Origin of the sequence: Hymenobacter miniatus, from assembly GCF_016427455.1 — a bacterium.
In the GTDB taxonomy this organism is placed as follows: domain Bacteria; phylum Bacteroidota; class Bacteroidia; order Cytophagales; family Hymenobacteraceae; genus Hymenobacter; species Hymenobacter armeniacus.
In genome coordinates this window covers 340,701-362,884 of the sequence record NZ_JAELXR010000004.1, presented here as the reverse complement: position 1 = coordinate 362,884, position 22,184 = coordinate 340,701, and the positions used below count along the sequence as shown (strand labels likewise).

Annotated in this window: 20 protein-coding genes; 9 read left to right on the top strand and 11 right to left on the bottom strand. The window is 61.9% G+C overall.

Translation table 11 applies throughout. The annotated features are described in order from the left end of the window. The first annotated feature begins 130 nt into the window (after positions 1-130). Positions 131-805, top strand: a complete 675-nt coding sequence (locus JAO73_RS08820) for a Cj0371 family chemotaxis-regulating polar lipoprotein (protein ID WP_198976696.1) — start codon at positions 131-133, stop codon at positions 803-805. 110 nt (positions 806-915) lie between these two features. Further along, entirely contained in the window at positions 916-2,091 is a 1,176-nt protein-coding gene (locus JAO73_RS08815; RefSeq protein ID WP_198976695.1) for a glutathionylspermidine synthase family protein, read from the top strand. A gap of 73 nt (positions 2,092-2,164) precedes the next feature. Here JAO73_RS08815 and JAO73_RS08810 read toward each other — a convergent pair whose 3' ends face one another. The 5 genes from JAO73_RS08810 to JAO73_RS08790 all read right to left on the bottom strand — a co-directional run bounded on the left by JAO73_RS08810 (position 2,165) and on the right by JAO73_RS08790 (position 7,195). Then, positions 2,165-2,509 carry a hypothetical protein gene (locus JAO73_RS08810; RefSeq protein WP_190925296.1) on the bottom strand — a complete coding sequence of 115 codons (345 nt, stop codon included), beginning with the start codon at positions 2,507-2,509 and terminating at the stop codon, positions 2,165-2,167. Between the two features lie 189 nt (positions 2,510-2,698). Then, a complete protein-coding gene (locus tag JAO73_RS08805) occupies positions 2,699-3,361 on the bottom strand; it encodes a phosphatidylserine decarboxylase family protein (protein WP_198976694.1) in 663 nt (220 codons plus the stop codon). Between the two features lie 234 nt (positions 3,362-3,595). After that, positions 3,596-4,882: a Glu/Leu/Phe/Val family dehydrogenase gene (locus JAO73_RS08800; protein WP_190925292.1), complete on the bottom strand. Its 1,287-nt coding sequence runs from the start codon at positions 4,880-4,882 to the stop codon at positions 3,596-3,598. A 330-nt stretch (positions 4,883-5,212) separates the two neighbouring features. Beyond that, positions 5,213-6,055: a phosphatidate cytidylyltransferase gene (locus tag JAO73_RS08795; protein WP_233169032.1), complete on the bottom strand. Its 843-nt coding sequence runs from the start codon at positions 6,053-6,055 to the stop codon at positions 5,213-5,215. A 216-nt stretch (positions 6,056-6,271) separates the two neighbouring features. Further along, entirely contained in the window at positions 6,272-7,195 is a 924-nt protein-coding gene (locus JAO73_RS08790) for a CPBP family intramembrane glutamic endopeptidase (protein ID WP_198976692.1), read from the bottom strand. 303 nt (positions 7,196-7,498) lie between these two features. Between JAO73_RS08790 and dusB the strand changes: the two genes are divergently transcribed. Continuing rightward, entirely contained in the window at positions 7,499-8,491 is a 993-nt protein-coding gene (gene dusB, locus JAO73_RS08785) for a tRNA dihydrouridine synthase DusB (protein WP_198976691.1), read from the top strand. 93 nt (positions 8,492-8,584) lie between these two features. Then, positions 8,585-9,832: an ATP-binding protein gene (locus tag JAO73_RS08780; RefSeq protein ID WP_233168951.1), complete on the top strand. Its 1,248-nt coding sequence runs from the start codon at positions 8,585-8,587 to the stop codon at positions 9,830-9,832. A gap of 204 nt (positions 9,833-10,036) precedes the next feature. On the opposite strand, the gene JAO73_RS08775 is transcribed toward JAO73_RS08780, so the two are convergent. Beyond that, the gene (locus JAO73_RS08775; protein ID WP_198976690.1) at positions 10,037-11,101 is read right to left on the bottom strand and encodes a lipocalin-like domain-containing protein; all 1,065 of its coding nucleotides are present in this window, start codon (positions 11,099-11,101) and stop codon (positions 10,037-10,039) included. A gap of 144 nt (positions 11,102-11,245) precedes the next feature. Between JAO73_RS08775 and JAO73_RS08770 the strand changes: the two genes are divergently transcribed. Further along, positions 11,246-11,920 carry a hypothetical protein gene (locus tag JAO73_RS08770; protein ID WP_198976689.1) on the top strand — a complete coding sequence of 225 codons (675 nt, stop codon included), beginning with the start codon at positions 11,246-11,248 and terminating at the stop codon, positions 11,918-11,920. On the opposite strand, the gene JAO73_RS22955 is transcribed toward JAO73_RS08770, so the two are convergent. Further along, positions 11,917-12,828 (bottom strand): carboxypeptidase-like regulatory domain-containing protein, encoded by a 912-nt coding sequence (locus JAO73_RS22955; RefSeq protein ID WP_233168944.1) that lies wholly within the window; start codon positions 12,826-12,828, stop codon positions 11,917-11,919. The genes JAO73_RS08770 and JAO73_RS22955 overlap by 4 nt on opposite strands. A gap of 117 nt (positions 12,829-12,945) precedes the next feature. Between JAO73_RS22955 and JAO73_RS08760 the strand changes: the two genes are divergently transcribed. Next, positions 12,946-14,730, top strand: a complete 1,785-nt coding sequence (locus tag JAO73_RS08760; RefSeq protein ID WP_198976688.1) for an amino acid permease — start codon at positions 12,946-12,948, stop codon at positions 14,728-14,730. A gap of 149 nt (positions 14,731-14,879) precedes the next feature. On the opposite strand, the gene JAO73_RS08755 is transcribed toward JAO73_RS08760, so the two are convergent. After that, the gene (locus JAO73_RS08755; RefSeq protein WP_198976687.1) at positions 14,880-15,185 is read right to left on the bottom strand and encodes a hypothetical protein; all 306 of its coding nucleotides are present in this window, start codon (positions 15,183-15,185) and stop codon (positions 14,880-14,882) included. Positions 15,186-15,821: 636 nt separating this feature from the next. Between JAO73_RS08755 and JAO73_RS08750 the strand changes: the two genes are divergently transcribed. Beyond that, the gene (locus tag JAO73_RS08750) at positions 15,822-16,919 is read left to right on the top strand and encodes a sensor histidine kinase (protein WP_198976686.1); all 1,098 of its coding nucleotides are present in this window, start codon (positions 15,822-15,824) and stop codon (positions 16,917-16,919) included. On the opposite strand, the gene JAO73_RS08745 is transcribed toward JAO73_RS08750, so the two are convergent. Further along, positions 16,916-17,314, bottom strand: a complete 399-nt coding sequence (locus JAO73_RS08745) for a response regulator (protein WP_198976685.1) — start codon at positions 17,312-17,314, stop codon at positions 16,916-16,918. The two genes, JAO73_RS08750 and JAO73_RS08745, sit on opposite strands and share 4 nt — an antisense overlap. Before the next feature lie 411 nt (positions 17,315-17,725). Between JAO73_RS08745 and JAO73_RS08740 the strand changes: the two genes are divergently transcribed. Beyond that, a complete protein-coding gene (locus tag JAO73_RS08740; protein WP_198976684.1) occupies positions 17,726-18,271 on the top strand; it encodes a transposase in 546 nt (181 codons plus the stop codon). 65 nt (positions 18,272-18,336) lie between these two features. On the opposite strand, the gene JAO73_RS08735 is transcribed toward JAO73_RS08740, so the two are convergent. Next, positions 18,337-19,380 (bottom strand): DMT family transporter, encoded by a 1,044-nt coding sequence (locus tag JAO73_RS08735; protein ID WP_317191212.1) that lies wholly within the window; start codon positions 19,378-19,380, stop codon positions 18,337-18,339. A 256-nt stretch (positions 19,381-19,636) separates the two neighbouring features. Between JAO73_RS08735 and hemA the strand changes: the two genes are divergently transcribed. Beyond that, positions 19,637-20,908 carry a glutamyl-tRNA reductase gene (hemA, locus tag JAO73_RS08730; RefSeq protein ID WP_198976683.1) on the top strand — a complete coding sequence of 424 codons (1,272 nt, stop codon included), beginning with the start codon at positions 19,637-19,639 and terminating at the stop codon, positions 20,906-20,908. 87 nt (positions 20,909-20,995) lie between these two features. Here hemA and JAO73_RS08725 read toward each other — a convergent pair whose 3' ends face one another. After that, positions 20,996-22,096 (bottom strand): DUF4932 domain-containing protein, encoded by a 1,101-nt coding sequence (locus JAO73_RS08725; RefSeq protein ID WP_198976682.1) that lies wholly within the window; start codon positions 22,094-22,096, stop codon positions 20,996-20,998. Positions 22,097-22,184: the final 88 nt, after the last annotated feature.

Genomic DNA, 22,184 nt, shown 5'->3' with positions numbered 1-22,184 from the left:
CCAACCCGTTCCCGTACATTCGGCACTAAGCTAACAACCAACCAGTTCAGGCGTTCGCCCCATTACACTTTAACACCGTCCACGAAATCCGTGGAATCCGAAAAATCCGCCCGAATCCGTGGTTCAGACTATGAAAAAGCATTTTCACCTCCTCGGCGACTGGCGCCGCAACGTACTGCTGATTGCTGCGGCCAGCAGCCTGGGCCTCGCCCTGCCCGCCTGCTCCAACGACAACCGCCGCGACGACAACGGCGCCGAAGGCAGCTGGGGCGGCGAAAGCTACAGCCAGGGCGTCATCACGGAAATGACCGAAGTGCAGCCCGGCCAGTGGAAAATCACGGCCGAGCGCCCGGCCGGCAAGGAAGAAGTGGCGGCTGTGCTGCACCATTTCGATGGCAAAACCGACACCCTGCAAGGCCAGGCCCTGCAGCGCCAGATGCAGGACTACAGCCGCCAGTACCCCGAAAACCGCGCCAACGGCACCGGCCTGATGGACGTGCTGATGTGGAGCGGCATCGGCTACATGGCCGGCCGCTTCCTCACCCCCAACCCCGGCTACTACGCCAACCCCGGCCTTATTCAGCGCAACCAGGGCTGGCGCGCCAACGTGGCCCGCGAGCGACAGGACCAAGGCCGCGGCTTCTTCGGCCGGGGCTTCACGGGGCGCCGCACGCCCACGGCCGGCATCCAGGAAAGCCGCTCCACGATGCGCAGCTCGCCGCGGCCCAGCTTCCGCAGCAGCGCGCCGTCGGGCCGTAGCAGTGGCTTCGGCAGCCGCGGTGGCTTCCGGGGCTTCGGGGGGTGAGCGAAGGTTTTTGCTTAAACAAGGAACGGTCATGCCGAGCGCAGCCGAGGCATCTCGCGTGCTTCGTTTGTCATCCTGAGCATTCTGCGACCTTTAAGACACCCCAACAAATGATTAACCTCCTTCCGCTTTTCGGCGAAGTAGCCCCGGCCGTGCAGGCCCTGGGCTGGGATTGGGCCATTGAAGACGCCTGCCAGAACTACGTGGCCCGCGAAGCCGTGCAGCTTGCAGAAACCGACGCTGAAACGCTGCTGCAAGCCGCCGATACGCTCTACGACATGTTGGTAGAAGCCATCCCCGACCCCATTCCGGATGCTCTGCTGCACAAGCTGGCCATTCCGACCAACCTGTGGGAGGCCGTGCGCCACTCTTGGAACGATGAGCGGCACTGGCACCTCTACGGCCGCTTCGATGTGGCGCTGACGGCCGACGGCCCCAAGCTTCTGGAGTTTAACGCCGACACCGCCACCGGCCTGCCCGAAACCAGCGTGGTGCAGTGGGCCAGCCTGGTAGCCGCTGGCCAGTCCGATGACGAGCGACAGGCCAACGGCTTGTTTGAATGCCTCGAAGACCAGTTTCGCCACTGGCGCGCCCTGAACAACGACAAGCAAGCCACGCTTCTGCTCGTGCACCTGCCCGACAGCGCCGAGGACGAAGCCAACTGCGCCGTGCTGGCCGAAGCCGCCCGCACGGCGGGCTTTGCCGATGTATTCGTCTGCTCCGTTGATGCCATGACCGTATCGGTGCAGGGCGAAGACCGGGGCGTGTGGGCCGAGTCGGTGCCCGGGCAGTGGCAAAAGTTCGACTTTCTGTTCAAGCTCGTGCCCTGGGAAATTCTGGCCGAAGAAGAACCCGAACTCACCGCCGACCTGGTGCAGCTCCAGCTCACCCGCGACGTGGTGACGGCCAACCCAGCGTATGGCCTGCTCTTCCAAAGCAAGGCCTTGCTGGCTCACCTCTGGGACACGTTTCCGCACCACCCGCTGCTGCTCGAAGCCAGCCTGCAGCCGCTGGCCGGCCACCACGTGCGCAAGCCCGTGCTGGGGCGCGAAGGCCAAAACGTGGCCGAAATCCGGCCCGACGGCCGCGCCGGAGCTGAAGTACCCGGCGAGTTTGACCAGCAGCCCCAGCTTTACCAGCGCTGGGCCGAACTGCCCACCGACGCGCAGGGCCGCCGCTACCAGGCCGGCGTGTTCTGGGCCGGCGAGGCCTGCGCCATTGGCTTCCGCCGCGAGGCGGGGCTCATCACCAACCTTTCGGAGTTTGTGCCGCACGTGCTGATTTGAAATTCGGCGGGGCGAGGCTGCGATGAGCAAGTTCTCCTTACCGCGCTCGGAATGGGTGGCACGGCCCGGCCGACTATTGAATTCGGCGCCGCATCACGTAATACGCCCCGGTATTTGCCGGGTCGATGAAGGTGCTAGCCAGTTCCCAGCCTTGTGCATTCAGCCAGTTTAGCGCGTCCATGGCCGAATTGAACTCAACCGCCTTGCCCGATGCATCGCGAAAAAGATTGGCCGAGACCAGCTTCTGCTGCTGGCCATAATCAATCGACACCACGTAGCGTCCGTTCAGCTTGGCTTGGGCCACCACTTGGCAATACTCTTCGGTGCGTTTCACCGCCGCAGTCGATGCAGGGGTTTGGGCCGTTGCGGCGCTAAGGGTTCCCGTCGTCAGGAACAGGCAAAGAAGGGGCAGCTTCATAAAACTGAACTGAAAAAGTGTGAAAGGACGCGAATGTAGGCCCAAACGCACCGCATAGCCGGCAGTCGGTGCAGCCACGGCGTTGGCAGTGCGGGGCCGCTACAACGAACAAGGCCACTCAATGAGTGGCCTTGTTCGTTGTGGCAATTCGTGTTTCTGGTCGTTGCCGTTGCGGTTTGCTCCCGCTTATCACACTTTCAACTGGCAGATTACGGTTTCGCCGCCTTTCACCTTCTGGCCCAGCTCCACTTTCACTTCCGTATCGAGCGGCACGAAAACGTCGACGCGGGAGCCGAATTTGATGAAGCCAAACTCTTCGCCCTGGCTCACTTCGTCGCCTTCATTCACGTACCATACAATGCGGCGGGCCATGGCGCCGGCAATCTGCCGGAAGAGCACCAGCGGGCCGGCGTCGCTTTCCACCACCACGGTGGTGCGTTCGTTCTGGGTGCTGCTTTTGGGGTGCCAGGCCACCAGGTAGTTGCCGGGGTGGTACTTGAAGTACTTTACGATGCCCGAAATCGGGTTGCGCGTGACGTGCACGTTGATGGGCGACATGAAAATGCTGATTTGCTTGCGCTCATCCTCGAAATACTCGGGCTCAAACACGTTCTCAATCACCACCACCTTGCCGTCGGCGGGCGCCAGCAGCAGGTCTTCGTGGGTGAACATGTGCCGAAACGGGCTGCGGAAAAACTGCAGAATCAGCAGAAAGATGATGACCGTAGCCCCCGCGAATAAGCGGTTGACCAGCGTATTGCCCCGGTTGAAATAAAACATCAACAAGTTGAGCGCCAGCAAAATCAGCAGCGTAACGAACAGGATGCGTCGTCCTTCTTTGTGTATTTTCATGAACCGCAGCGTAAACGGATTTTGGCAGATAAAACGGATGGTTTGGGGTTCCGAATGGCCGCCGGGCGGGTGGTATCCGCAAACAAAGGTCGGCAGGAAAAGTAAAAAGGCACGAACCTCACGGCACGTGCCTTTTCACCAGCAATTACGGAAGGAATTCAAAAACAGATGCTACCTGGACATTCCAACAAGGCTAACACCCAATAAATCTGCCTGTTCCATTGCGCTTGCGTCTTAGAAGCCGCCGCGGAACTTGTACGTCTGGGCCACTTTGTCGATGGCCACCACGTAGGCCGCAATGCGCATCGGAATCTTGTATTTCTGGCTGGTCTGGTACACTTTCTCGAAGGCGTCGGACATGATGCGGTCGGCGCGCTCGGTCACCATGTCGAGGCTCCACTTGAATCCCTGCTTGTTTTGCACCCACTCGAAGTACGACACCGTGACACCGCCCGAGTTGGCCAGAATGTCCGGCACCACCATGATGCCCTTCTCGTTGATGATGGGGTCGGCCGAGGCCGAAGTCGGGCCGTTGGCGCCTTCCACAATGAGCTTGGCCTTGATGTTGTGGGCGTTGTGCTCGGTGATGACGTCTTCCACGGCGGCGGGCACCAGCACATCCACGTCGGAGGTCAGCAGGTCGTTCGGGTCCATCGGCGTGGCGCCGGCGAAGCCTTCGAGGCGGCCGTTGTGGGCGTTTTTGTAGGCAATGGCGTCGTCGATGTTGATGCCATTCTCGTTCCAGTAAGCACCCGAGATGTCCGACACGGCCTTAATTTTCACGCCCTGGGCGTGCAGCAGCACAGCGGCCCACGAGCCCACGTTGCCGAAGCCCTGCACGGCGGCCGACACTTCGGTCGGCTTCAGGCCCAGCTTTTTGAGGGCGGCCAGGGCCGACACCATCACGCCGCGGCCGGTGGCCTCGGTGCGGCCCAGCGAGCCGCCCATCACCAGGGGCTTGCCCGTGACCACGGCGGGCGAGGTCATGCCGTTGGTTTTCGAGAATTCGTCCATCAGCCAGGCCATTTCGCGGGGGCCGGTGCCCATGTCGGGGGCCGGAATGTCGCGGTCGGGGCCGAAAATGTCTTTCAGGGCCAGCGTATAGCCGCGCGTCATGCGCTCAATTTCGCCAGGGCTCATGGTGGTGGGGTCGCAGATGATGCCGCCCTTGGCGCCGCCATAAGGGATGTCGACCACGGCGCACTTCCAGGTCATCCAGGCCGCGAGGGCCTTCACCTCGTCGAGGTGCACGTTTTTGTCGTAGCGGATGCCGCCCTTGCTGGGGCCGAGGATGGTGTTGTGAATCACGCGGTAGCCCTCAAACACGTGAATCTGGCCGTCGTCCATCGTCACGGGAATGTTGACAATGACCTGCTTGTCGGGGGCCTTCAGAACGTTGTAGGTTGCCTCATCGAGGCCGAGGATTTCGGCGGCGATGTTGAAGCGCGACATCATCGATTCGAGCGGATTTTCGCGGTCTACTAGCGGAGCGGGCTCTTTATACACGGTGTGGGCTGCCATTCGTGGTGGGGTTGGTTTTAAGAAGCGTTGGGTGGGATGATGGATACGATTGAGGGCCGCAAAGGTATTGCTTTTGGCAAGACCGGAGATGAATTGACCGCAAACGTTTGGGGGAAATCGCAACCGCCTGTCATTGCGAGGCGTAGCCGTGGCAATCCTTCCGCTCAATGCTAGGCGCTTTTCTTTGCGATGAGTTGCGGTTAGTAAAAAGCCCCGACACTGCGCAGTGTCGGGGCTTTTCGATGGGCTGCTCATATGATTGGGTTGGTCGCTGAGAACAGAACGGATTGCCGCATTCCGCAGCGCTCCATTCGCAACGACCGAAGGCCCCTACCCCGCCAGCAGCTGCAGCAGCGCCAGCACAGGCAGCACCAGCAGAAACGCGTCGAACCTATCGAGCAGGCCGCCGTGGCCGGGCATGATGCTGCCCGAGTCCTTCACCCCCACGCTGCGCTTGAGCATGGACTCGGCCAAGTCGCCCAACGGCGCGAACACCGCCACCACGCCGGCTGCCACGAGGCGGTACGTGAGGAGCATATCAGGCAGCATGTAGCCAATGGTCCAGCCCACGATTAAAGTCATTGCAAAGCCGCCGGCCCAGCCTTCCCAGGTTTTGCCTGGCGAGATGCTGGGGGCCATTTTGTGCTTGCCAAAGGTTTTGCCGGCCGCGTAGGCGCCGATGTCGGACGCCCAGATGAGAAAGAGCAGGGCGAAGATGCGGCGGTAGTCGTAATAGCGGCCTCCAAGGGCTATTACGGTAAGCAAACTCATCGGCAAGCTTACATAGATGAGGCCTGCCAGGGTTATTCCTATATCAGCAAAAGGGGACTTTACGGATGAAATTCCTGACCATTTATATACTTCTAGGAGCACTAGAACAACTGGCAGGACCATCAAAATAAGAATGGTCGGAAATAGGGTGTCATCCCATCTATCGAGCAAACCCTGATAGCCAAAAGCAGCGACAACTCTCCAAAAGCACCAAAAAATCAATAACCCCGCCCCTACCCCAATCCACGTAGCCGGCGCGTAGCCACCCGCCCGCATCATGCGGTAGAATTCCCACAGCATCACGGCCTGCACAGCGGCGAAAAACAGCCCGAATGTCCAGGGGCTGAACCAGACGCTGCCCAGCAGCAGCGCCGCGCCGATGACGCCCCAGATGACGCGCAAACGAAGGTTGCTGGGGCCGCCTTTGGCGGCGGGGGTTTCGGCGGGAGCGGGTATCGGAGGCGTAGAGTCGGACAAGTGGAAAGGGAAGTGGGGACAGAAAACAGGCCGTCATGCAGAGCGCAGCGAAGCATCTCGCGTGCAATAGTAATTCAATTACGCAACGGGGCGGGCGAGATGCTTCGCTGCGCTCTGCATGACGTACTTTGGCCGGTTGGGTTACGCCGACGGTTCGTTGCGATGCACGGCCACGCCCTCGCTGCTGAGGGTGAGCATGGTGGTGGGCGCGGCGGGCGCGGTCATGCGCTGGTGCAGGAAATAGAGCAGCCCGGCCGAGAGCAGCGCCGACGGCACTACCAGCGTCCAGGGCAGGGGCTCGGTGGCGTCGGGGTCGAAGCCCCAGCCGAAGCGGCCCTGCTGCGTGAAGTAGAGGATGAGGAGCTGAAAGGCATTCTGGGTGAAGTGGGCGGCCATGCTCACCAGAATATTGCCGCTCCAGAGGTAGAGGTAGCCCAGCACCAGGCCCAGCAGGAAGCGCGGCACAAACCCAAAAAACTGCATGTGAATGGCCGAAAAAATGGCCGCCGCCAGCCACACGCCCACGTGCGGCGAAAACCAGCGCACCAGGTTTTTCTGCACCACGCCGCGAAACACCAGCTCTTCGGCCATAGCCGGCACCAGCGCCACCACCACAATGGCCACCAGCAAGCGCCCGGTGGACGTGAGCCGCGTGAGAAACTTGGTGAGGCCGGCGGCCCGGTCTTCGCTGGCGCGGGCCCAGGCTTCAAAATCGTGCAGCGCGGCCGGGAAATGCGCATCCGCGTTCCAGGCAATGATGACGGACATCAGCGGCAAAATGACCACAATAAGCCCCGCCGCGGCCAGCAGCCACCAGCCTGCGCCCAGCCGGCGCGGGTTGAAGTATTCGGCCCAACGGTAGCCCAGGGCCGAGGCCAGCGCCAGCGCGGCGCCGCCAAACACCAGCCCCAGCGTGACGCCCTGCACCATCATCATGATGCCCCAGCCGTTGGGGGAAGTCGTGGGCCGCTGCATCGCCTCTATCAGTTGCCCCGTCGACAAGCCGAACCCGCCCATGCCCCAGGCAAATATCACGGCGTAGGCCACGCAAAAGCATAACGCCATAAAACCCAGCAACAGGAGTATCTGCAAGCCAGGGTGCAGGGTGCGGGGCAGGAAACCTTTCATGGCGGGGCGCTAGTTGGGAAGGGCGTAAATTTACCGCAGATTTTAACTTAGGCTTAGTCATTCAAACAAAGAAAGTGCTGTAGCACACAGCGGGCGCCTCCCCCCGGCCCCTCTCCAAAGGGAGAGGGGAGCCTGACGATTTTCATTCGGAGCAAGTCCGGTGCCCCTCTCCCTTTGGGGAGGGGGGCAGGGGGTGAGGCGCCCCGCCAGAACATCACGCTTTAACGTACAGATATCCCCGTGGTCAACATCGGTCCCAACATCTCCCTTCCCGACTTCCCGCTCCTGCTCGCGCCCATGGAGGACGTGAGCGACCCGCCCTTCCGCGCCGTGTGCAAGGCCAACGGGGCCGACCTGATGTACACCGAGTTCATTTCCTCGGAAGGCCTCATCCGGGCGGCCGCCAAGAGCCGCAAGAAGCTCGACGTGTTCGATTACGAGCGGCCCATCGGCATCCAGCTCTTCGGGTCTGATGTGGAGACGATGGGCGAGTGCGCGGCCATCAGCACCGAGGCCGGGCCCGACCTCATCGACATCAACTACGGCTGCCCGGTGAAGCAGGTGGCCTGCCGCGGGGCCGGCGCCGCCCTGCTCCAGGACATTCCCAAAATGGTGGCCATGACGGCCGCCGTAGTGAAGCACACCCACCTGCCCGTGACCGTGAAAACCCGCCTGGGCTGGGACGAAGGCACCAAAAACGTGGAAGAAGTGGCCGAGCGCCTGCAGGACGTGGGCATTCAGGCCCTCACGGTGCACGGCCGCACCCGCGCCCAGCTCTACAAGGGCGAAGCCGACTGGCGCCTCATTGCCAGCATTAAGAACAACCCGCGCATCAAAATTCCGATTTTTGGCAACGGCGACATTACCTCGCCCGAGAAGGCGCTGGAGTACAAGAACCGCTACGGCGTGGACGGCGTGATGATAGGCCGGGCCAGCATTGGCTATCCCTGGATTTTCCGGGAGGTGAAGCACTACGTGGCCACCGGCGAGCTGCTGGCCCCGCCCACCCTGGAAGAGCGGGTGGCCATGTGCCAGATGCACTTCGACCGCAGCGTGGAGTGGAAGGGCCCGAAAGTGGGCGTGTTTGAGATGCGCCGGCACTACGCCCAGTACTTCCGCGGCCTGGAAGGCGCCAAAGCCTGGCGCACCCGCCTGGTAGATGCCGAAACGCCCGCCGCCGTGCTGGAAATCCTGGCCGAGATTGCCAGCAGCGACGCCGTGCTGGTGGGGTAATAGAACGTCCTCGCTGCCCGTCATGCAGAGCGCAGCGAAGCATCTTGCCCGCAGTAAGTAATTCAGTCGGAAGAGTTAGCTATTGCGAGCAAGATGCTTCGCTGCGCTCTGCATGACGTTCTTTCTAACGACTACATGATTCCGATTTACGAAAAGAAAACCCGCATCAAAATCCTGGTGGCGGTGCTGGCCCTGCTCATCGGGGCGGCCACCGTGGTGTATACCAACCTCTTGGTGCAGCGCGTGTCGGAGCGGGAGCAGCAGCAGATTCAGCTCTACGCCAAGGCGCAGGAATTCATCGTCAATTCGGAGTCGGAAACGAACCCCTTTGTTTTCGACGAAATCATCAACGGCAACACCACCATTCCGGTCATTCTCAGCAGCGACGGCAAGGACATCATCGCGGCCAAAAACATCGACATGCCGCGCCGCCTGCCGCTGGCCGACTCGATGGCCCACCTGCAAACCGAGCTGGCGCTGATGAAAACCAAGCACCCGCCCATTGTGGTAAAATTCGGCGGCGGACAGGTGAACTACATTTTCTACCGCGACTCGCAGCTGCTGCGGCAGTTGCGCACCTACCCGCTGGTGCAGCTGGTGGTGATTGGCTGCCTAGCCGTCATCGCCTACTTCGCGTTCAGCTCGTCGCGGCGGGCCGAGCAAAACCGCGTGTGGGTGGGCCTGGCCAAGGAAACCGCCCACCAGCTGGGCACGCCGCTCAGCAGCCTGGTGGGCTGGCAGAACTACCTGCGCGACTCCGACCGCTTCAAGGACGAGCCCATTGTGGAGGAGCTGGGCAAGGACATCCGGCGCCTGGAAATCATCACCGAGCGGTTCAGCAACATCGGCTCGGTGCCGGTGCTTAAGGATGAAAACCTGCTCCAGACCACCCGCAACGCCATTGAGTACCTGCAGAGCCGCGTTTCCAAAAAGGTCGTCTTCAAAATCGAAACCGACCTGCCGACGGACACGCCCGCCCGCATCAACGTGCCGCTGTTCGACTGGGTCATCGAAAACATCTGTAAAAACGCGGTGGACGCCATGGACGGGCGCGGCTCCATCACGCTGCACCTGCGGCGGGTGCGCACGCGGCGCACTTGGTACCGCCGCGGCACGCCCGCCCGGCAGGTGGCCGTCGACATCACCGACACCGGCAAGGGCATTCCCAAAAACAAGATGGAAAGCGTGTTCATGCCCGGCTACACCACCAAAAAGCGAGGCTGGGGCCTGGGCCTGGCCCTGGCCAAGCGCATCATCGAGAACTACCACGAAGGCCGGCTCTTCGTGAAATGGAGCGAACAGGGCCGCGGCACCACTTTCCGCGTGGTGCTGAACCAGTAGGCAACCGCCCGTCATTGCGAGGCCGCGGGCCGTGGCAATCGGTCCTGTCAAAACCAGAGACACGTTCTTCTACCAGAAAGCCCTGGCACTGCGCAGTAACGGGGCTTTTTAGTATTTAAAAAAGGCCTTGTCACAACTCTGGGCTTGTCACATTGAGAGGACGGATTGCCACGGCCTGCGGCCTCGCAATGACAGGAGCGGCCCCTACCGATTCGTAATCTCCACATACGCCTTGCCGGTCACGGGCTGGCCGTTGTGGGTGCCGGTCACGCGGCACATGCCCTCCCAGTAGTACATGGTGAAGGCGTGGAAGAAGCGCAAGGCCAGCTCCTGCTGGGGCACCAGCGGCTCTACGGTGAGGTCGTAGCCCTGGCCGGGCACCTGCACGCGCCATTTGGCGGGGTATTTCTTTTTGGATTTCGGGCTGGTCCAGTACGTGAGGGGAGTGAGCACGAAATCGGTGCCGGAGAGGTGCAGGTCGGCGCCGCCGGTGGCGCGGCTGAAGGTGCCGTTGTTCAGGGTGAGGCCGGTGGCGGAGTTGCGCAGGGTATTGAGCATGAACTCCTCGCGGGGCTCGTCGAGCTGGATGCTGAGCCAGTCCCAGCCCACGTTCTTGTCCACGATGCTGGTGCAGTTCCACTGCCGGTCGTACCACAGCTCGCCGGTCACGGCGTGGGCTTGGCCGCCCACCGTGAGGGTGCCCGTGGTGGCCAGGCGCGGGTAGGAGTAGTAGCCGGCCGTGATGCCGTTGCCGTAGTTTTCGTAGCCGGTGCCGCTGTGCAGCACCACGGGCCGGGTGGGCCGGGTGGTGAGGTCGAGGGCGTAACCGGCGTTCTGCTTGCCGGTGAAGGCCGCCTGCAAGTGGTAGGCCCCTTCCTGCCCGTCGAGCTTCCACACCTGGCCGCGCTGCTGGTCGCGCAGCCGCAGCGGCAAGGAGTCGGTGAGCAGGCGCGGCAGCCGGCCTAGCTTGTAGTCGTAGTTGAACTTCTGCCCCTGTGGGTCGGTGATGGCCATGTTCACCATCTGCCAGTCCTGTTTGCCATCTTTCAGGTTGAAGTGGAAGAAAACGTACTCCACGCCGTATTGGTGGCCGGTGGCTTGGTCGGTGAGGTGGCCGGTGAGGTACCACCATTCCAGCGAGTTTTTGGGGTGCACGGCTTCTTCGCGGGGCAATTCGGCGCGGGTAGCGGTGGGGTTGAATCGGGTGGTGGGCCGGGGGGCAGCGCACGCCGTGGCCAGCAACAGCAGGGTAAAACGCAGGAATCTCATACCCTGCTTTAAGGCTTTTTGGGGCCGAAAGGTTTGGGTGTAAAGTCCTTTTTACCGCGCTGCAAATGGCCTTGCCGGGCGCTGTAGAAACATTGGTATCAGCGCACCCCAGCTGGCAAAAGTCCTTATTTGCCAATTTTTTATTTGATTACCCAATGCATTCATCTTGTAATTCAAGCCATGCAAGCATGCCAACGCCTTTTATGCCTCCAGCTTGGACTGGCCTTGCTGCTATTGGGCCGCGGAGCCGTGCAAGCGCAAACTCCCGCTGAGCCGCCGACAACCCGGGCCAACATCGTTTCGATTTCACCCATCGAGCTTTTTTACAAAGCGCAGCTGGGCTACGAGCACAGCACGGGCCTAAGCAGTTCGGTGGGCGGGCACGCCAGCTACCACTACGGCGTGCTGGGTGAGTACCGGGGAGAGCAAGGCTCGGTTTATTACCGCCGATTTCTGACGCAGCAGTTTCCAGGCGGCTTATACTTCCAATTTCAACTCAACATTCTTAATATCCAGCAAACGGCAAGTGTTGTAAACGTAAAAACCAAGCAGTACGCGGCCTATCAATACCAAGCCACAAGTTTTGGCGGCGGCATTGGGCTTGGGTACCGGCGCTACGTATTGCGCCGGGCCAGCAATGGCCGACTACTCGGCAACGCGCTTCTGGGTTTCCGGGGCAACCCACGTCCTCAGCCCGACTTTGACACCAGTATTTACAGGCAAGAATCCTCTTTTCTAGGCCCAGACTTCGGTTGGTACATGGGGTTCAGTCCGGGCTCAATGGTTCATGGCCTACTTACGCTGGATTACCAATTCTAGCGCCGAAACGGCCGCGTTACCCAGTACTTGCCCCAGCCCCACAACGCTCGCGGGTGCCAGGGGGCCGGCGGCATGGCGCGGTACCGACTCGTGATGGTTATTCCGCCCACTACCCCCGTGAGCCCTTTCACATCTGGCTGCAGCCGGAAAATTAAAGGCATGCCGGCTTGGACTGCTACTGCCCGAAACTGCGAGACATAGCCAAGTGAGGCAACTTTTATCTCCAGCCCCTTTTTATTAACCAAATCCATTGGCACCGCCAAGCTAAATGAGCCGTCCACGCCAGTGCTGGTGCCCACAGTGGTGCCTTCGAGCAGCACTGTTACGCCGGGTATTGGTTCGCCGCTGGCAGAATCGGTCACCACGCCGCGCAGCACGGGCGCGGTGAGGGGCCGCGGCGGCAGCTGGTCTGGGAAGGAGGACATCAACATGGGAGCCCCCGTTGTAGCACTCTGATTCCCGGCTGGGCTCGGGGGCTGCACGTCGGCGGCTTTTGCGGTAGGCGCTGGAGTTTCGCTGGTTGCTGGTACTGGCGCGGCTGGCACCGGGCCGCCCCAGTAGCGGGTGCGCCACTCCTGCGGCGTCTGCGCCTGCGCACTCGTGCCTACTGCTTCGCGCACGCCCCATACGGCCACGGCCGCCGCCAGCCAGGCCCGCCACCGGGCCATTGGGGCAGCCGGGGCGGCGCGCTGCAACGGCCGCTCCAGCTGCCCCGCCGCGAAGCGCCCGCAGGTGGGGCCGCCCGCGGCCGTGGCCAGATAGGCCAGTATCTCGGCATCGGTTTTCAGGGTGAAGTCGACCACGGTTTTCTGGCAGGCGGCGCAGTGGCGGCCTTGGGCGGCGGGCGTCATGGCGTCCCAGCTTTCGTGGCAGGGCTGCGGAATGGTGAGGGAAACGGTGGGGCGCATAAGCTGAGGAAGAAGGCGAAAGAGCTTGCCCGATTGATGCCCGCGCGGCCCCGATTGCACACGCCCCCGCCATTATGCTTTATCTTTTGCCCTTCAAACCCGCTCCTCCCACCTTTCATGAGCTCCGACAAGTCCCTTTTCCGCCGCAAGACCATTGCGGCCATCCTCCAAAACCCACCCGCCGACCACGAAGGGCCTTCCGCCGGCGGCCTGGCCCGCCACCTCACCGTGCGCGACCTCACGGCCCTTGGCATTGCGGCCATCATCGGGGCCGGCATTTTCAGCACCATCGGCAAGGCCAGCCTCGACGGCGGCCCGGCCGTGTCGCTGCTATTTGTGTTCACGGCGGTGGCCTGCGCGTTTTCGGCGCTGTGCTACGCGCAGTTTGCGGCCACCATTCCGGTCAGCGGTTCGGCCTACACCTACGCCTACGCTTCGTTTGGCGAGCTGGCGGCCTGGATTATCGGGTGGGCGCTCATCATGGAATATGCGGTGGGCAACATCGTGGTGGCCATTTCCTGGTCCGACTACTTCACCGGGCTGCTCGACGGCGTCGGTATTCACCTCCCGCTGTGGCTCACGATGGGCACCCAGACCGGCCACGCCGGCTACGAGGCCGTGATGAGCATCATGCAGGCCGGCCGGCCGCTGGCCGAAGCCACGCCGGCTCAGCTAGAAGGCTACAAGGCCTGGACTTCGGCGCCCGAGCTTTTCAACGGCTTCCACCTGGTGGTCGATTTGCCGGCCTTCGTCATCACGGTGCTCATCACGGCGCTGGTGTACGTGGGCATCAAGGAAAGCAAAAACGCCTCGAACCTGCTGGTGCTGCTCAAGCTGATTGTGGTGTTCATCGTCATTGCGGTGGGCGCGTTCTACGTGCAGCCTGCGAACTGGACGCCCTTTGCCCCCAACGGCGTGGGCGGCGTGCTCAAGGGCGTGTCGGCGGTGTTTTTCGCTTACATCGGCTTCGACGCCATTTCGACGACGGCCGAGGAATGCAAGAACCCGCAGCGCGACCTGCCCAAGGCCATGATGTATGCCCTCATCATCTGCACGGTGCTGTACGTGGTTATCACGCTGGTGCTCACGGGCATGGTGTCGTACAAAGAGCTGGGTGTGGGCGACCCGCTCTCGTTCGTGTTTGCCAAGGTGGGCCTTTCGCGCCTGTCGGGCCTGGTGGCGGTGAGTGCCGTGTTTGCCATGGCCTCGGTACTGCTCGTGTTTCAGCTGGGGCAGCCGCGCATCTGGCTCACGATGAGCCGCGACGGGCTGCTGCCGCAGGTATTTTCCAAGATTCACCCGAAGTTTCACACGCCCTCGTTTGCCACCATCGTCACGGGCTTTTTCGTGGCCGTGCCGGCGCTTATTCTGAACATGGATTTGGTGGTCGACCTCACCAGCATCGGCACGCTGTTCGCGTTTGCGCTGGTGTGCGGCGGCATCCTCATCATCGACCCTTACGGCCGCTCCGAGGCCCGCTTCAAGGTGCCCTACATCAACGGGCAGTGGCTGGTGCCGCTTATTCTGGCCGTGGGCGCCTTTTTGGTCATCCGCTACAACGCGGCCAGCAACCACGAGTTCTGGCTGGATGCCACCGGCCAGCACGGCTGGCTGCAGCACGACGCCGTGAGCGGCAAGGTGACGGGCGGCTTTGCCCACCAGATTCCCACGCTGGTGTTCTTCCTGTTCTGCCTGGCCCTGAGCGTGCTCTCCTTCCGCAAAAAACTGTCGCTGCTGCCCACCCTGGGCCTGCTCATCAACCTGTATTTGATGACCGAACTGGGCATCAGCAACTGGACCTTGTTCTTCGTGTGGCTGCTGATTGGGCTGGCCGTGTACTTCACCTACGGCTACAAGAACTCCAAGCTGGGGCAGCCCGGCACCCAGGTTGCCGTAGCGTAGCGCCCGGCGCACCGGCACAGAAGCCGCACACCAAAAAGGGCCCTGGCGAGCATTCGCCAGGGCCCTTTTTGGTGAATAAAGTCGGCCGTGCTGCCGATGAACGAGCCTGCCGGTTGTGGCACGCGCCGGGCTCGTGGAGAAAAACGCGGCTATTTCACGGGCTTGTGTGCCGTTTCCATGGTAATGAGGCGCTGGCTGGGCTCCTCCTGCTCGACGTCGGCCCATTGGCGCGACGAGCTTTGCATGTTCACGTTGAACCGGTGTTCGTCGTAGCCGATTTTCACCAGAATGGTGTACTTGCCGTTGGGCAATGCACTGAAATTGAGCTTGCGCCCAAAATTGGTGGCCGAGCTGTACTGCTCGAAGTAAACGGTGCCTTTGTCGTCCACCATTTGGATGAAGCCCGGCTTGGCCGCTGGGTTGCAGGCCCACACGCGGTAGCTCAAATCGGTCATTTTTATGACTCCGGCCCACCGCTGGGGGGCCTGAGCCTGGCTGGAACTGGCAACAAGAAGGCTAAGCGCAGCCCCCAGGAGGGCAACAACGCACGTCCGGCCGAAACGGGTGGCGACGGGCAACAACGGATTTTTCATGGGTCAGAACGTTAAAACAGAAAAAAGGAGAGAAAAGGGCTGGCGTGTGGCGCGCCCCAGGCCACAACTCCTGGGGCGGCACGGCCGGGTCAGCTAAAAAAAGCGTGTAGTTGGTCGCATCATAGGCCTTGCCGTTGTTGCCACTCTGCGCTCCCGGCGGGTGGCCATCTCACCCCTGGCCGCGCGTCCCCTTATAGGAGCGACCAAAAACATAGTTAAATGTATATATTTTACCAGGTAAAGTATTGCACGAATGCGACATAGGCGCTGCCAATGTGCCAGGCCCGCCCGAAGCCGTTGAAGCGCTGCATTCTGCAGCCAGCGGCGGCCCAGCTGCAGGCGCCGCCACCTACGCCTACCGGGGGTAGCCGGCTGGAGCAAAACAGTGTATATTTCGGCCTGCTTGCATTTCAGCCCGCTTGCAGGTTTGGCTGCATCAACCCGTTTTTTAATGGTTGGCCGCTTCTCCACACCACGCCTTTTCTGCTTCCCTTTCCCATGCTCACTCCCCCGGATTTGTTTCAGCACTTGCTCGAAGGCAGCCGGCAAACCTTCTTTATCTACAGCATCAGCGCGGGCAAAGTGCTCTACCTGAGCCCCTCTTATGAGAAGCTGTTTCCGGGCCTGCTCTGCGAAAACGTAGACGCCGACTTGCCGCGGCTGCTGCACTGGCTGCCCGTCGACGACCAAGCCTACGCCCGCGAGTGCTTTGTCGACCTGGCCTCGGGCGAGTTGCGCGACGACCTGCTGCTGCGCCTGCAGCCCGGCCCCGACCGGCCCCTGCGCTGGCTGGCCGTGCAGGCCCACCGCGCCACCGCCGCCGACGGCCAGGAGCTGCTCACGGGCTCGGTGCAGGACGTGACCGTGGAGCAGGAATACCTGCGCAACGCCGACCTGTACATGGCCAAGAAAAACACGACGCTGGAAATCCTGTCGCACGACCTGGCCGGTCCCTTCAACATGCTGCGCCAGCTGGCCGACTTTCTCGAAGAGAAAACCCAGGCCCTGAACGACCCGCAGGTGCAGAACATGATACGCGTGATGCAGGACACCTGCCGCGACAGCGTGAACCTCATCCGCGATTTCGTGGACGGGGAGTTCATGGGCTCGGCCAGCGTGGAGCTGAAGCGCACGCGCGTGGACCTGGCCGCCGAGCTGGGCCAGGTGATGGAAACCTACCAAAAAAACGAGTACCTGGTGGCCAAGTGGTTTTCGTTCGAAACCTCGCGCCCGTCGATATACGTCGAAATCGACCACAACAAATTCCTGCAGGTCATCAACAACCTGTTGTCCAACGCCATCAAGTTCACGGGCGAGGGCGGGCGCATTGCCGTGTCGCTGGAGCAGCGCGCCGAGCACGTGCTGGTGGCCGTGGCCGACGACGGCATCGGCATTCCCGAGCGGCTGCACCCGGTGTTGTTCGACCGGTTCACCAAAGCCCGTCGGCCGGGCCTGCGCGGCGAAAAAACCACTGGCCTGGGCATGCACCTCATTCACACGATAGTGCAGCTGCACAACGGCCGCGTCTGGTTCGAAAGCCAGGAACACAAGGGCACCACCTTCTACATTGAACTGCCCACCGCCCCCGGTGCTTAGCCTGTTGCGGCCTGCTCCAGCTGCGTGCGCACCAAGCGAATCTGCTGGCTGTCGATGGGTTTGCGCAGCAAACCGGCCACCAGTTCAAACTCATCCACGCGGGCCGTATCGGCCTGGGCCAGCGACGACGTGAGGACGTAGAACCGACAGCGCCCGCGCAGGCGGTCGGCGATGGGCTGCAGCGCCGCCAGCAGTTCCCAGCCGTCCATCATGGGCATGTTCAGGTCCAGAAAAACCACGCGGGGCAGCTCGTCGGGGGCGGCCTGCTGCAAAAAAGTCAAGGCCTCGTGGGCGGTGTTCAGCGTGACGATATCGTCGGAAAATGCCTCGCGCCGAAGCAAGCGCTCGGTAAGAAAAATGCCGATGAGGTCGTCATCGATGAGAAGAGTGTCCATGCAGGAAGGAGGGTTAGTCTCCGGGAAGAAAACGGTGAAACGCAATGCCCATGTCAGCAGCGGTTTGCACACGGTGTGCGAAGGAGAATAGGCGGGTATTTTTAAACAGCGCCCAAAACTGTAGCGCGCCTTGACGGGACAAGGTTCATGTGGTGGATTGTTACAGAAATTTCAACCAAAGCCCTTTGCCACGGCCCAAGAACTGCAATAACTCCGACACCGGCGCTTCCTCGACCGCTCGCGGCACTCCGCTCGCTTTGCCCTACCGCCGGCCTCGCCCCATGGGCACTGCGGATAAGCCCATGAGTACCAAAAAGCCATTTCTTCCCTGCTTCAGCTAATTTTTTGCTCCTGCTGTTTTGGGAAAGCTTTCTTTCACAATATTTTCTATTTCTACTGCGACGCCCGGCCATGCCCACCAGTTTCATCACGTTTCGCCTACACGGTACCATACCGGCCGCCACCGGCCGCGAGTTGCAAGCCGAACGGCACCGGGCCTACGCAGCCGGCACCGAGCACCGCCGCGCCCAAAAGCAGTTCTTCGCCGCATTCGACGCCGTACTCGACCGCGCCCCCATCGGCCCGCGCTACTTCGACAGCGAGAAAATGGCCGAAGCGCTGGCCGGCGAAATCCTGATGCTGGAAGAAACCGGCTTCGCCGTGCTGGGCTTCGCCATTCTGCCCAACCACGTCCATTTGGTGGTGCTGCTGCCCGAAACCAGCAACTTATCCTTTGCCAAAGCCATCGACCTGCTGCACCTGCGCACCGGCACGGCCTGCCGCCGCCTGGTGCGCCCCAAGCTTCCGCCCGAAGCCGAGTTCTGGCAAGTGGGCTGGCACGAATACGAAGCGCAGGACGAAGCCGAGCTCACCCGCCTGCTGGCCTACGTGCGCGGCAACGCCCGCGCTGCTGGCCTGCCCGCGCGGTTCCAGGAGTGGCCGTATGTGAACGAGTGAAAGGAATAAGTAGACCGGCGTGCTTCGCTGCGCTCTGCAAGCCGGTCTACTTATTCACTCCTCACCTACTTCGCGCGGTGGATAATGAGCACGCCGGCCAGGATGACCACCATGCCGGCAAAATGCCAGACGTTGAAAGCTTCGCCGTCGAGGGCGCCCCACGCCAGGGCCACGATGGGAATGAGGTAAGTGCTGGAAGAGGCAAACAGCGCCGTGGATTGCTGAATGAGCTTATTAAACAGCACCATGGCCACGGCCGTGCTCATGGTAGCTAGCAGCGCGATGTAGCCAAACGCCGCCCAGGCGCCCGGCACGGTGGATAACTTGTGCACAAACCCGGTGCCCACCAGCAAATACGCCAGCGCCGGCCCGCCAATGAGCAGCAGCAGCACCGACGTGACGGCCACCGGCGTCATCCCGCCCAGCTTGTGCTTGATAACGTTGACGCTCAGGCCATAGCCAATGGTGGCAATGAGAATGTAGACGCCGTACCAGGCGTTGCCCTCGCCGGTGGGCGTTTCGGCCCCGCCGCTGCCGCCCAGCAGCATCACCACCGTGCCCACCAGCCCCAGCGCGATGCCCAGCACCCGCAGGCCCGTGAGCCGCTGCCCAAACAGCAGGGCGCCCACCAGCAGCGTAAACACCACCGTGAGGGCATTGAGCACGCCCGCCAGCCCCGAGGCCAGCTTGGTTTCGGCATAAGCAAAGAGAAACGCCGGGATAAACGTGCCCACCATGCCGCTCAGGGCCAGCCACTTGAAGCGGCTGCGCTCCACACCGCCCACGTGGCGAAGGGCAAACGGCAGCAGCAGCAACGAGGCCACCGCCACGCGGGTGGCGCCCAGCTCCATGGCCGAAAACACCACCAACCCCTTCTTCATCAGAATAAACGACGTGCCCCAGATGGAGGCCAGCACCAGCAGCAGCACCCACGCCACGGGCGAGGTGACAGCCGGCGCGGGCACGGCCATGGCCTCGGTTGCTTCCAGCGACGCGGTTTCGTCGGCGGCGCCCACGGCGCCGGGGTCGCTGCCGGCCAGGCCTGCGCCCGAGGCAACCCCGGCGGGGCGCGGCACGAGTGGAGAATCAGCAGCAGAGGGGGTTTTCACTAACATGCAGCAAAGGTACGGGCCCTGCGCACGGCGGTTTTTCCGGAAAGTTGCGGTGTTGAGGCTGGGTGGCTGGCGCCGGGCACCTGATTTTCATCAGCCGCCCGCCGGCCAGGTGCCTTTGCTACGCTTGGGATGGGCCCGCCGGCTGATATTCATCAGGTTTGGGGCCGAACCCCGGACGGGCACTGGCTGTTAGTATTCGGAACCGAAATCCTGCCGTAATTTTGTAGTCCGATTTCGTGTCGTCTATTCTATGTCCCATCCGTTCAAGGCCGTTAGCCTATCCTTCAAGAAAGCGCCGCTGGCCATCCGCGAGCTGCTTTCTTTAGACGAGGCCGCTTGTCGCCGCTTTCTACACACGCTGCACAACGAGCTGGGTCTCTCCGACTTACTTGTGCTGAGCACCTGCAACCGCACCGAGGTCTACTACGCCGCCGAGGACGACCGCAGCCGCGAAATCATTCTCGCGCTGGGCCACCTCAAGGACCGCGCCGACATCGGCCAGTTTCTGCCCTACTTCGACCTGCTCACCGAGGCCGACGCGGCCGTGCAACACCTCTTCGAAGTGGCCATGGGCCTCGACGCGCAGGTGGTGGGCGACCTGCAAATCAGCAACCAAGTGAAAACGGCCTACCAGTGGGCCGCCGACGCCGACGCCGCCGGCCCTTTCCTGCACCGGCTGCTGCACACGGTGTTTTTCACCAACAAGCGCGTGCAAACCGAAACCAGCTTCCGCGACGGGGCCGCTTCCGTGAGCTACGCCGCCCTGGAGCTGGTGGAAGAGCTGACCGCCGATGTGGCCAACCCCAACGTACTGGTGGTGGGCCTGGGCGAAATCGGGGCCGACGTGTGCCGCCACCTGGCCGCCAGCAAGGCGTTTGGCACCATCACCCTCTGCAACCGCACCCGCAGCAAGGCCGAGTCGCTGGCCGAGGAGTGCGGCATGAGCATCGTGGACTTCGAAAACTTGGTGCCCGCGCTCAAAGAAGCCGACGTCATCATCTCGTCCATCAACCGCGCCGAGCCGTTCTTCACCAAAGAGCTGGTGCAGCACCTTGACGTGCTGAGCTTTAAGTTCTTCATCGACCTGAGCGTGCCCCGCAGCATTGCCGCCGACGTGGAGCAGGTGCCCGGCGTGTTGGTCTACAACATCGACGCCATCCAAAGCAAGGCGTCGGCCGCGCTGGAAATGCGCCTGGCCGCCGTGCCCCAGGTGCGCGCCATCATTGCCGAAAGCATCGCGGGCCTCAGCGAGTGGAGCAAGGAAATGATGGTGTCACCCATCATTCAGCGCGTGAAAGCCAGCTTGGAGCAGCTGCGCCAGGAAGAGCTCGACCGGTTCCAGAAAAAAGCCACCCCCGCCGAAAGCAAGCTCCTCGACGAGGCCACCCGCTCGCTGATGCAGAAGGTGCTGAAGCAGCACGTGCTGCAGCTCAAAGCCGCTTGCAAGCGCGACGACGCCGGCCAGCTGGTGGAGCTGCTGGGCGAGCTGTTTGACCTGGAAAAGCACAGCACCCTCGTTTAAAACGAATTGTTTCCGAAAAAAAGCCCGGCTTGCAGAGGCCGGGCTTTTTTGCTGTTTTCGCAATGGCCTCCGACCAAGCTGCCGGCCTTATCGTGTCAGGGAAGGCAGGGCGCGAATGATTTCGGGCAAGAAAGACTCCAGGGTTGGGTAGCGCCGGCGGTCGGCTTCGTAGCGTTGCAGCTGGGCCTCGAAAAAGGGCAAATACATCCACGCCGCGTAATCGGCGCGAAGCTTGGCGCTTACCTCGGGCCGTCCCAGCGCTAGCGCGATGCGCACTTCGCCGGCCCGCACCACGTGTTCGTTGAACGAAGTCGGCCAGTCGCGGTACTGCTCCTGCTGCGGAATGGGCCGGAACAAGGCCTGCTGCGCGGCAATGCCCGGCGCAAAGGCGGGCAGGACCGTGAGCGGGTTCACGAACGTATGGCCAAACTCGTGCACCGAGAGGTTGCGTACCCATTCGGCGTCGTCGAAGCCGGCATTCAGGACCTGCCCGTGCTCCAGGGTCTGCTCGCCGGAGGGTGCCGCAATCTGAACCGCCGTGGAGCCCTTAGTACCGGCCACTTGCCAGGCCATGCCCCATTGCGACTTGAAAAACGGGTTGACGATGATGCGGTACGCGACTTTGTGCGCGCCGTAGTACGCCTCCATGGTGGGGATAAAATCGGGGGCCGGTAAGTTGCGCCGCACCTGGGCCACAGCCAGGGAATAAACCCCGCGATACTGCTGCTGAAAGCGCTTGAAGCCGCTTTCTTGGTAGAACTTCCCGAGCAATTGCATGTAGGCATCGGCGAGCCGAGCGGCAGAATCAAGGTTGGGGTGGATGGCTTCAAGGAGCGGCACCGAAACCGGCGTGTGCCGCCGCGGGCGGGGAAAACCATCGTAAAAAAGCGGCAACAGATACACGCCGGTGCCCAGCTTGTCCGTTAGCTGCTGGGTGCGCAACACGGCCGCGTGTTGCCGAAACGGCGCGAAGTAGTTGTAGCTGATTCGCATCAGCCGCGTGGTACGAAACAGGTGAGGGTCGGCGGCAGAGTCCTTTAGAAACTCCGGCGAAATCTGCACCACCAACGCATTGACCAGCTCAACGCCCAAGTCAGTTTCCACCCTGACGCGGTTCTGCTGGGCCCAGCCCCGGTTCGAACAGGCCAGGCACAACAGCAACAGAACAATGAGTGGGCAACGAATCATGGGAGCAAAATAGCCCTGCGCCACACCATTTCCGTCTTAAGCAACCAGAATCCGCTTTTAGAAGCCAGGCAACACCCGGCCATGCGCC

What these genes read in the sequence shown, in the direction of transcription:
- JAO73_RS08820 (WP_198976696.1), top strand. Translation starts at nt 131, where the DNA reads ATGAAAAAGCATTTTCACCTCCTCGGCGACTGGCGCCGCAACGTACTG.
- JAO73_RS08815 (WP_198976695.1), top strand. Translation starts at nt 916, where the DNA reads ATGATTAACCTCCTTCCGCTTTTCGGCGAAGTAGCCCCGGCCGTGCAG.
- JAO73_RS08810 (WP_190925296.1), bottom strand. Translation starts at nt 2,509, where the DNA reads ATGAAGCTGCCCCTTCTTTGCCTGTTCCTGACGACGGGAACCCTTAGC.
- JAO73_RS08805 (WP_198976694.1), bottom strand. Translation starts at nt 3,361, where the DNA reads ATGAAAATACACAAAGAAGGACGACGCATCCTGTTCGTTACGCTGCTG.
- JAO73_RS08800 (WP_190925292.1), bottom strand. Translation starts at nt 4,882, where the DNA reads ATGGCAGCCCACACCGTGTATAAAGAGCCCGCTCCGCTAGTAGACCGC.
- JAO73_RS08790 (WP_198976692.1), bottom strand. Translation starts at nt 7,195, where the DNA reads ATGGCGTTATGCTTTTGCGTGGCCTACGCCGTGATATTTGCCTGGGGC.
- JAO73_RS08780 (WP_233168951.1), top strand. Translation starts at nt 8,585, where the DNA reads ATGCTTCGCTGCGCTCTGCATGACGTTCTTTCTAACGACTACATGATT.
- JAO73_RS08775 (WP_198976690.1), bottom strand. Translation starts at nt 11,101, where the DNA reads ATGAGATTCCTGCGTTTTACCCTGCTGTTGCTGGCCACGGCGTGCGCT.
- JAO73_RS22955 (WP_233168944.1), bottom strand. Translation starts at nt 12,828, where the DNA reads ATGCGCCCCACCGTTTCCCTCACCATTCCGCAGCCCTGCCACGAAAGC.
- JAO73_RS08760 (WP_198976688.1), top strand. Translation starts at nt 12,946, where the DNA reads ATGAGCTCCGACAAGTCCCTTTTCCGCCGCAAGACCATTGCGGCCATC.
- JAO73_RS08755 (WP_198976687.1), bottom strand. Translation starts at nt 15,185, where the DNA reads ATGACCGATTTGAGCTACCGCGTGTGGGCCTGCAACCCAGCGGCCAAG.
- JAO73_RS08750 (WP_198976686.1), top strand. Translation starts at nt 15,822, where the DNA reads ATGCTCACTCCCCCGGATTTGTTTCAGCACTTGCTCGAAGGCAGCCGG.
- JAO73_RS08745 (WP_198976685.1), bottom strand. Translation starts at nt 17,314, where the DNA reads ATGGACACTCTTCTCATCGATGACGACCTCATCGGCATTTTTCTTACC.
- JAO73_RS08740 (WP_198976684.1), top strand. Translation starts at nt 17,726, where the DNA reads ATGCCCACCAGTTTCATCACGTTTCGCCTACACGGTACCATACCGGCC.
- hemA (WP_198976683.1), top strand. Translation starts at nt 19,637, where the DNA reads ATGTCCCATCCGTTCAAGGCCGTTAGCCTATCCTTCAAGAAAGCGCCG.
- JAO73_RS08725 (WP_198976682.1), bottom strand. Translation starts at nt 22,096, where the DNA reads ATGATTCGTTGCCCACTCATTGTTCTGTTGCTGTTGTGCCTGGCCTGT.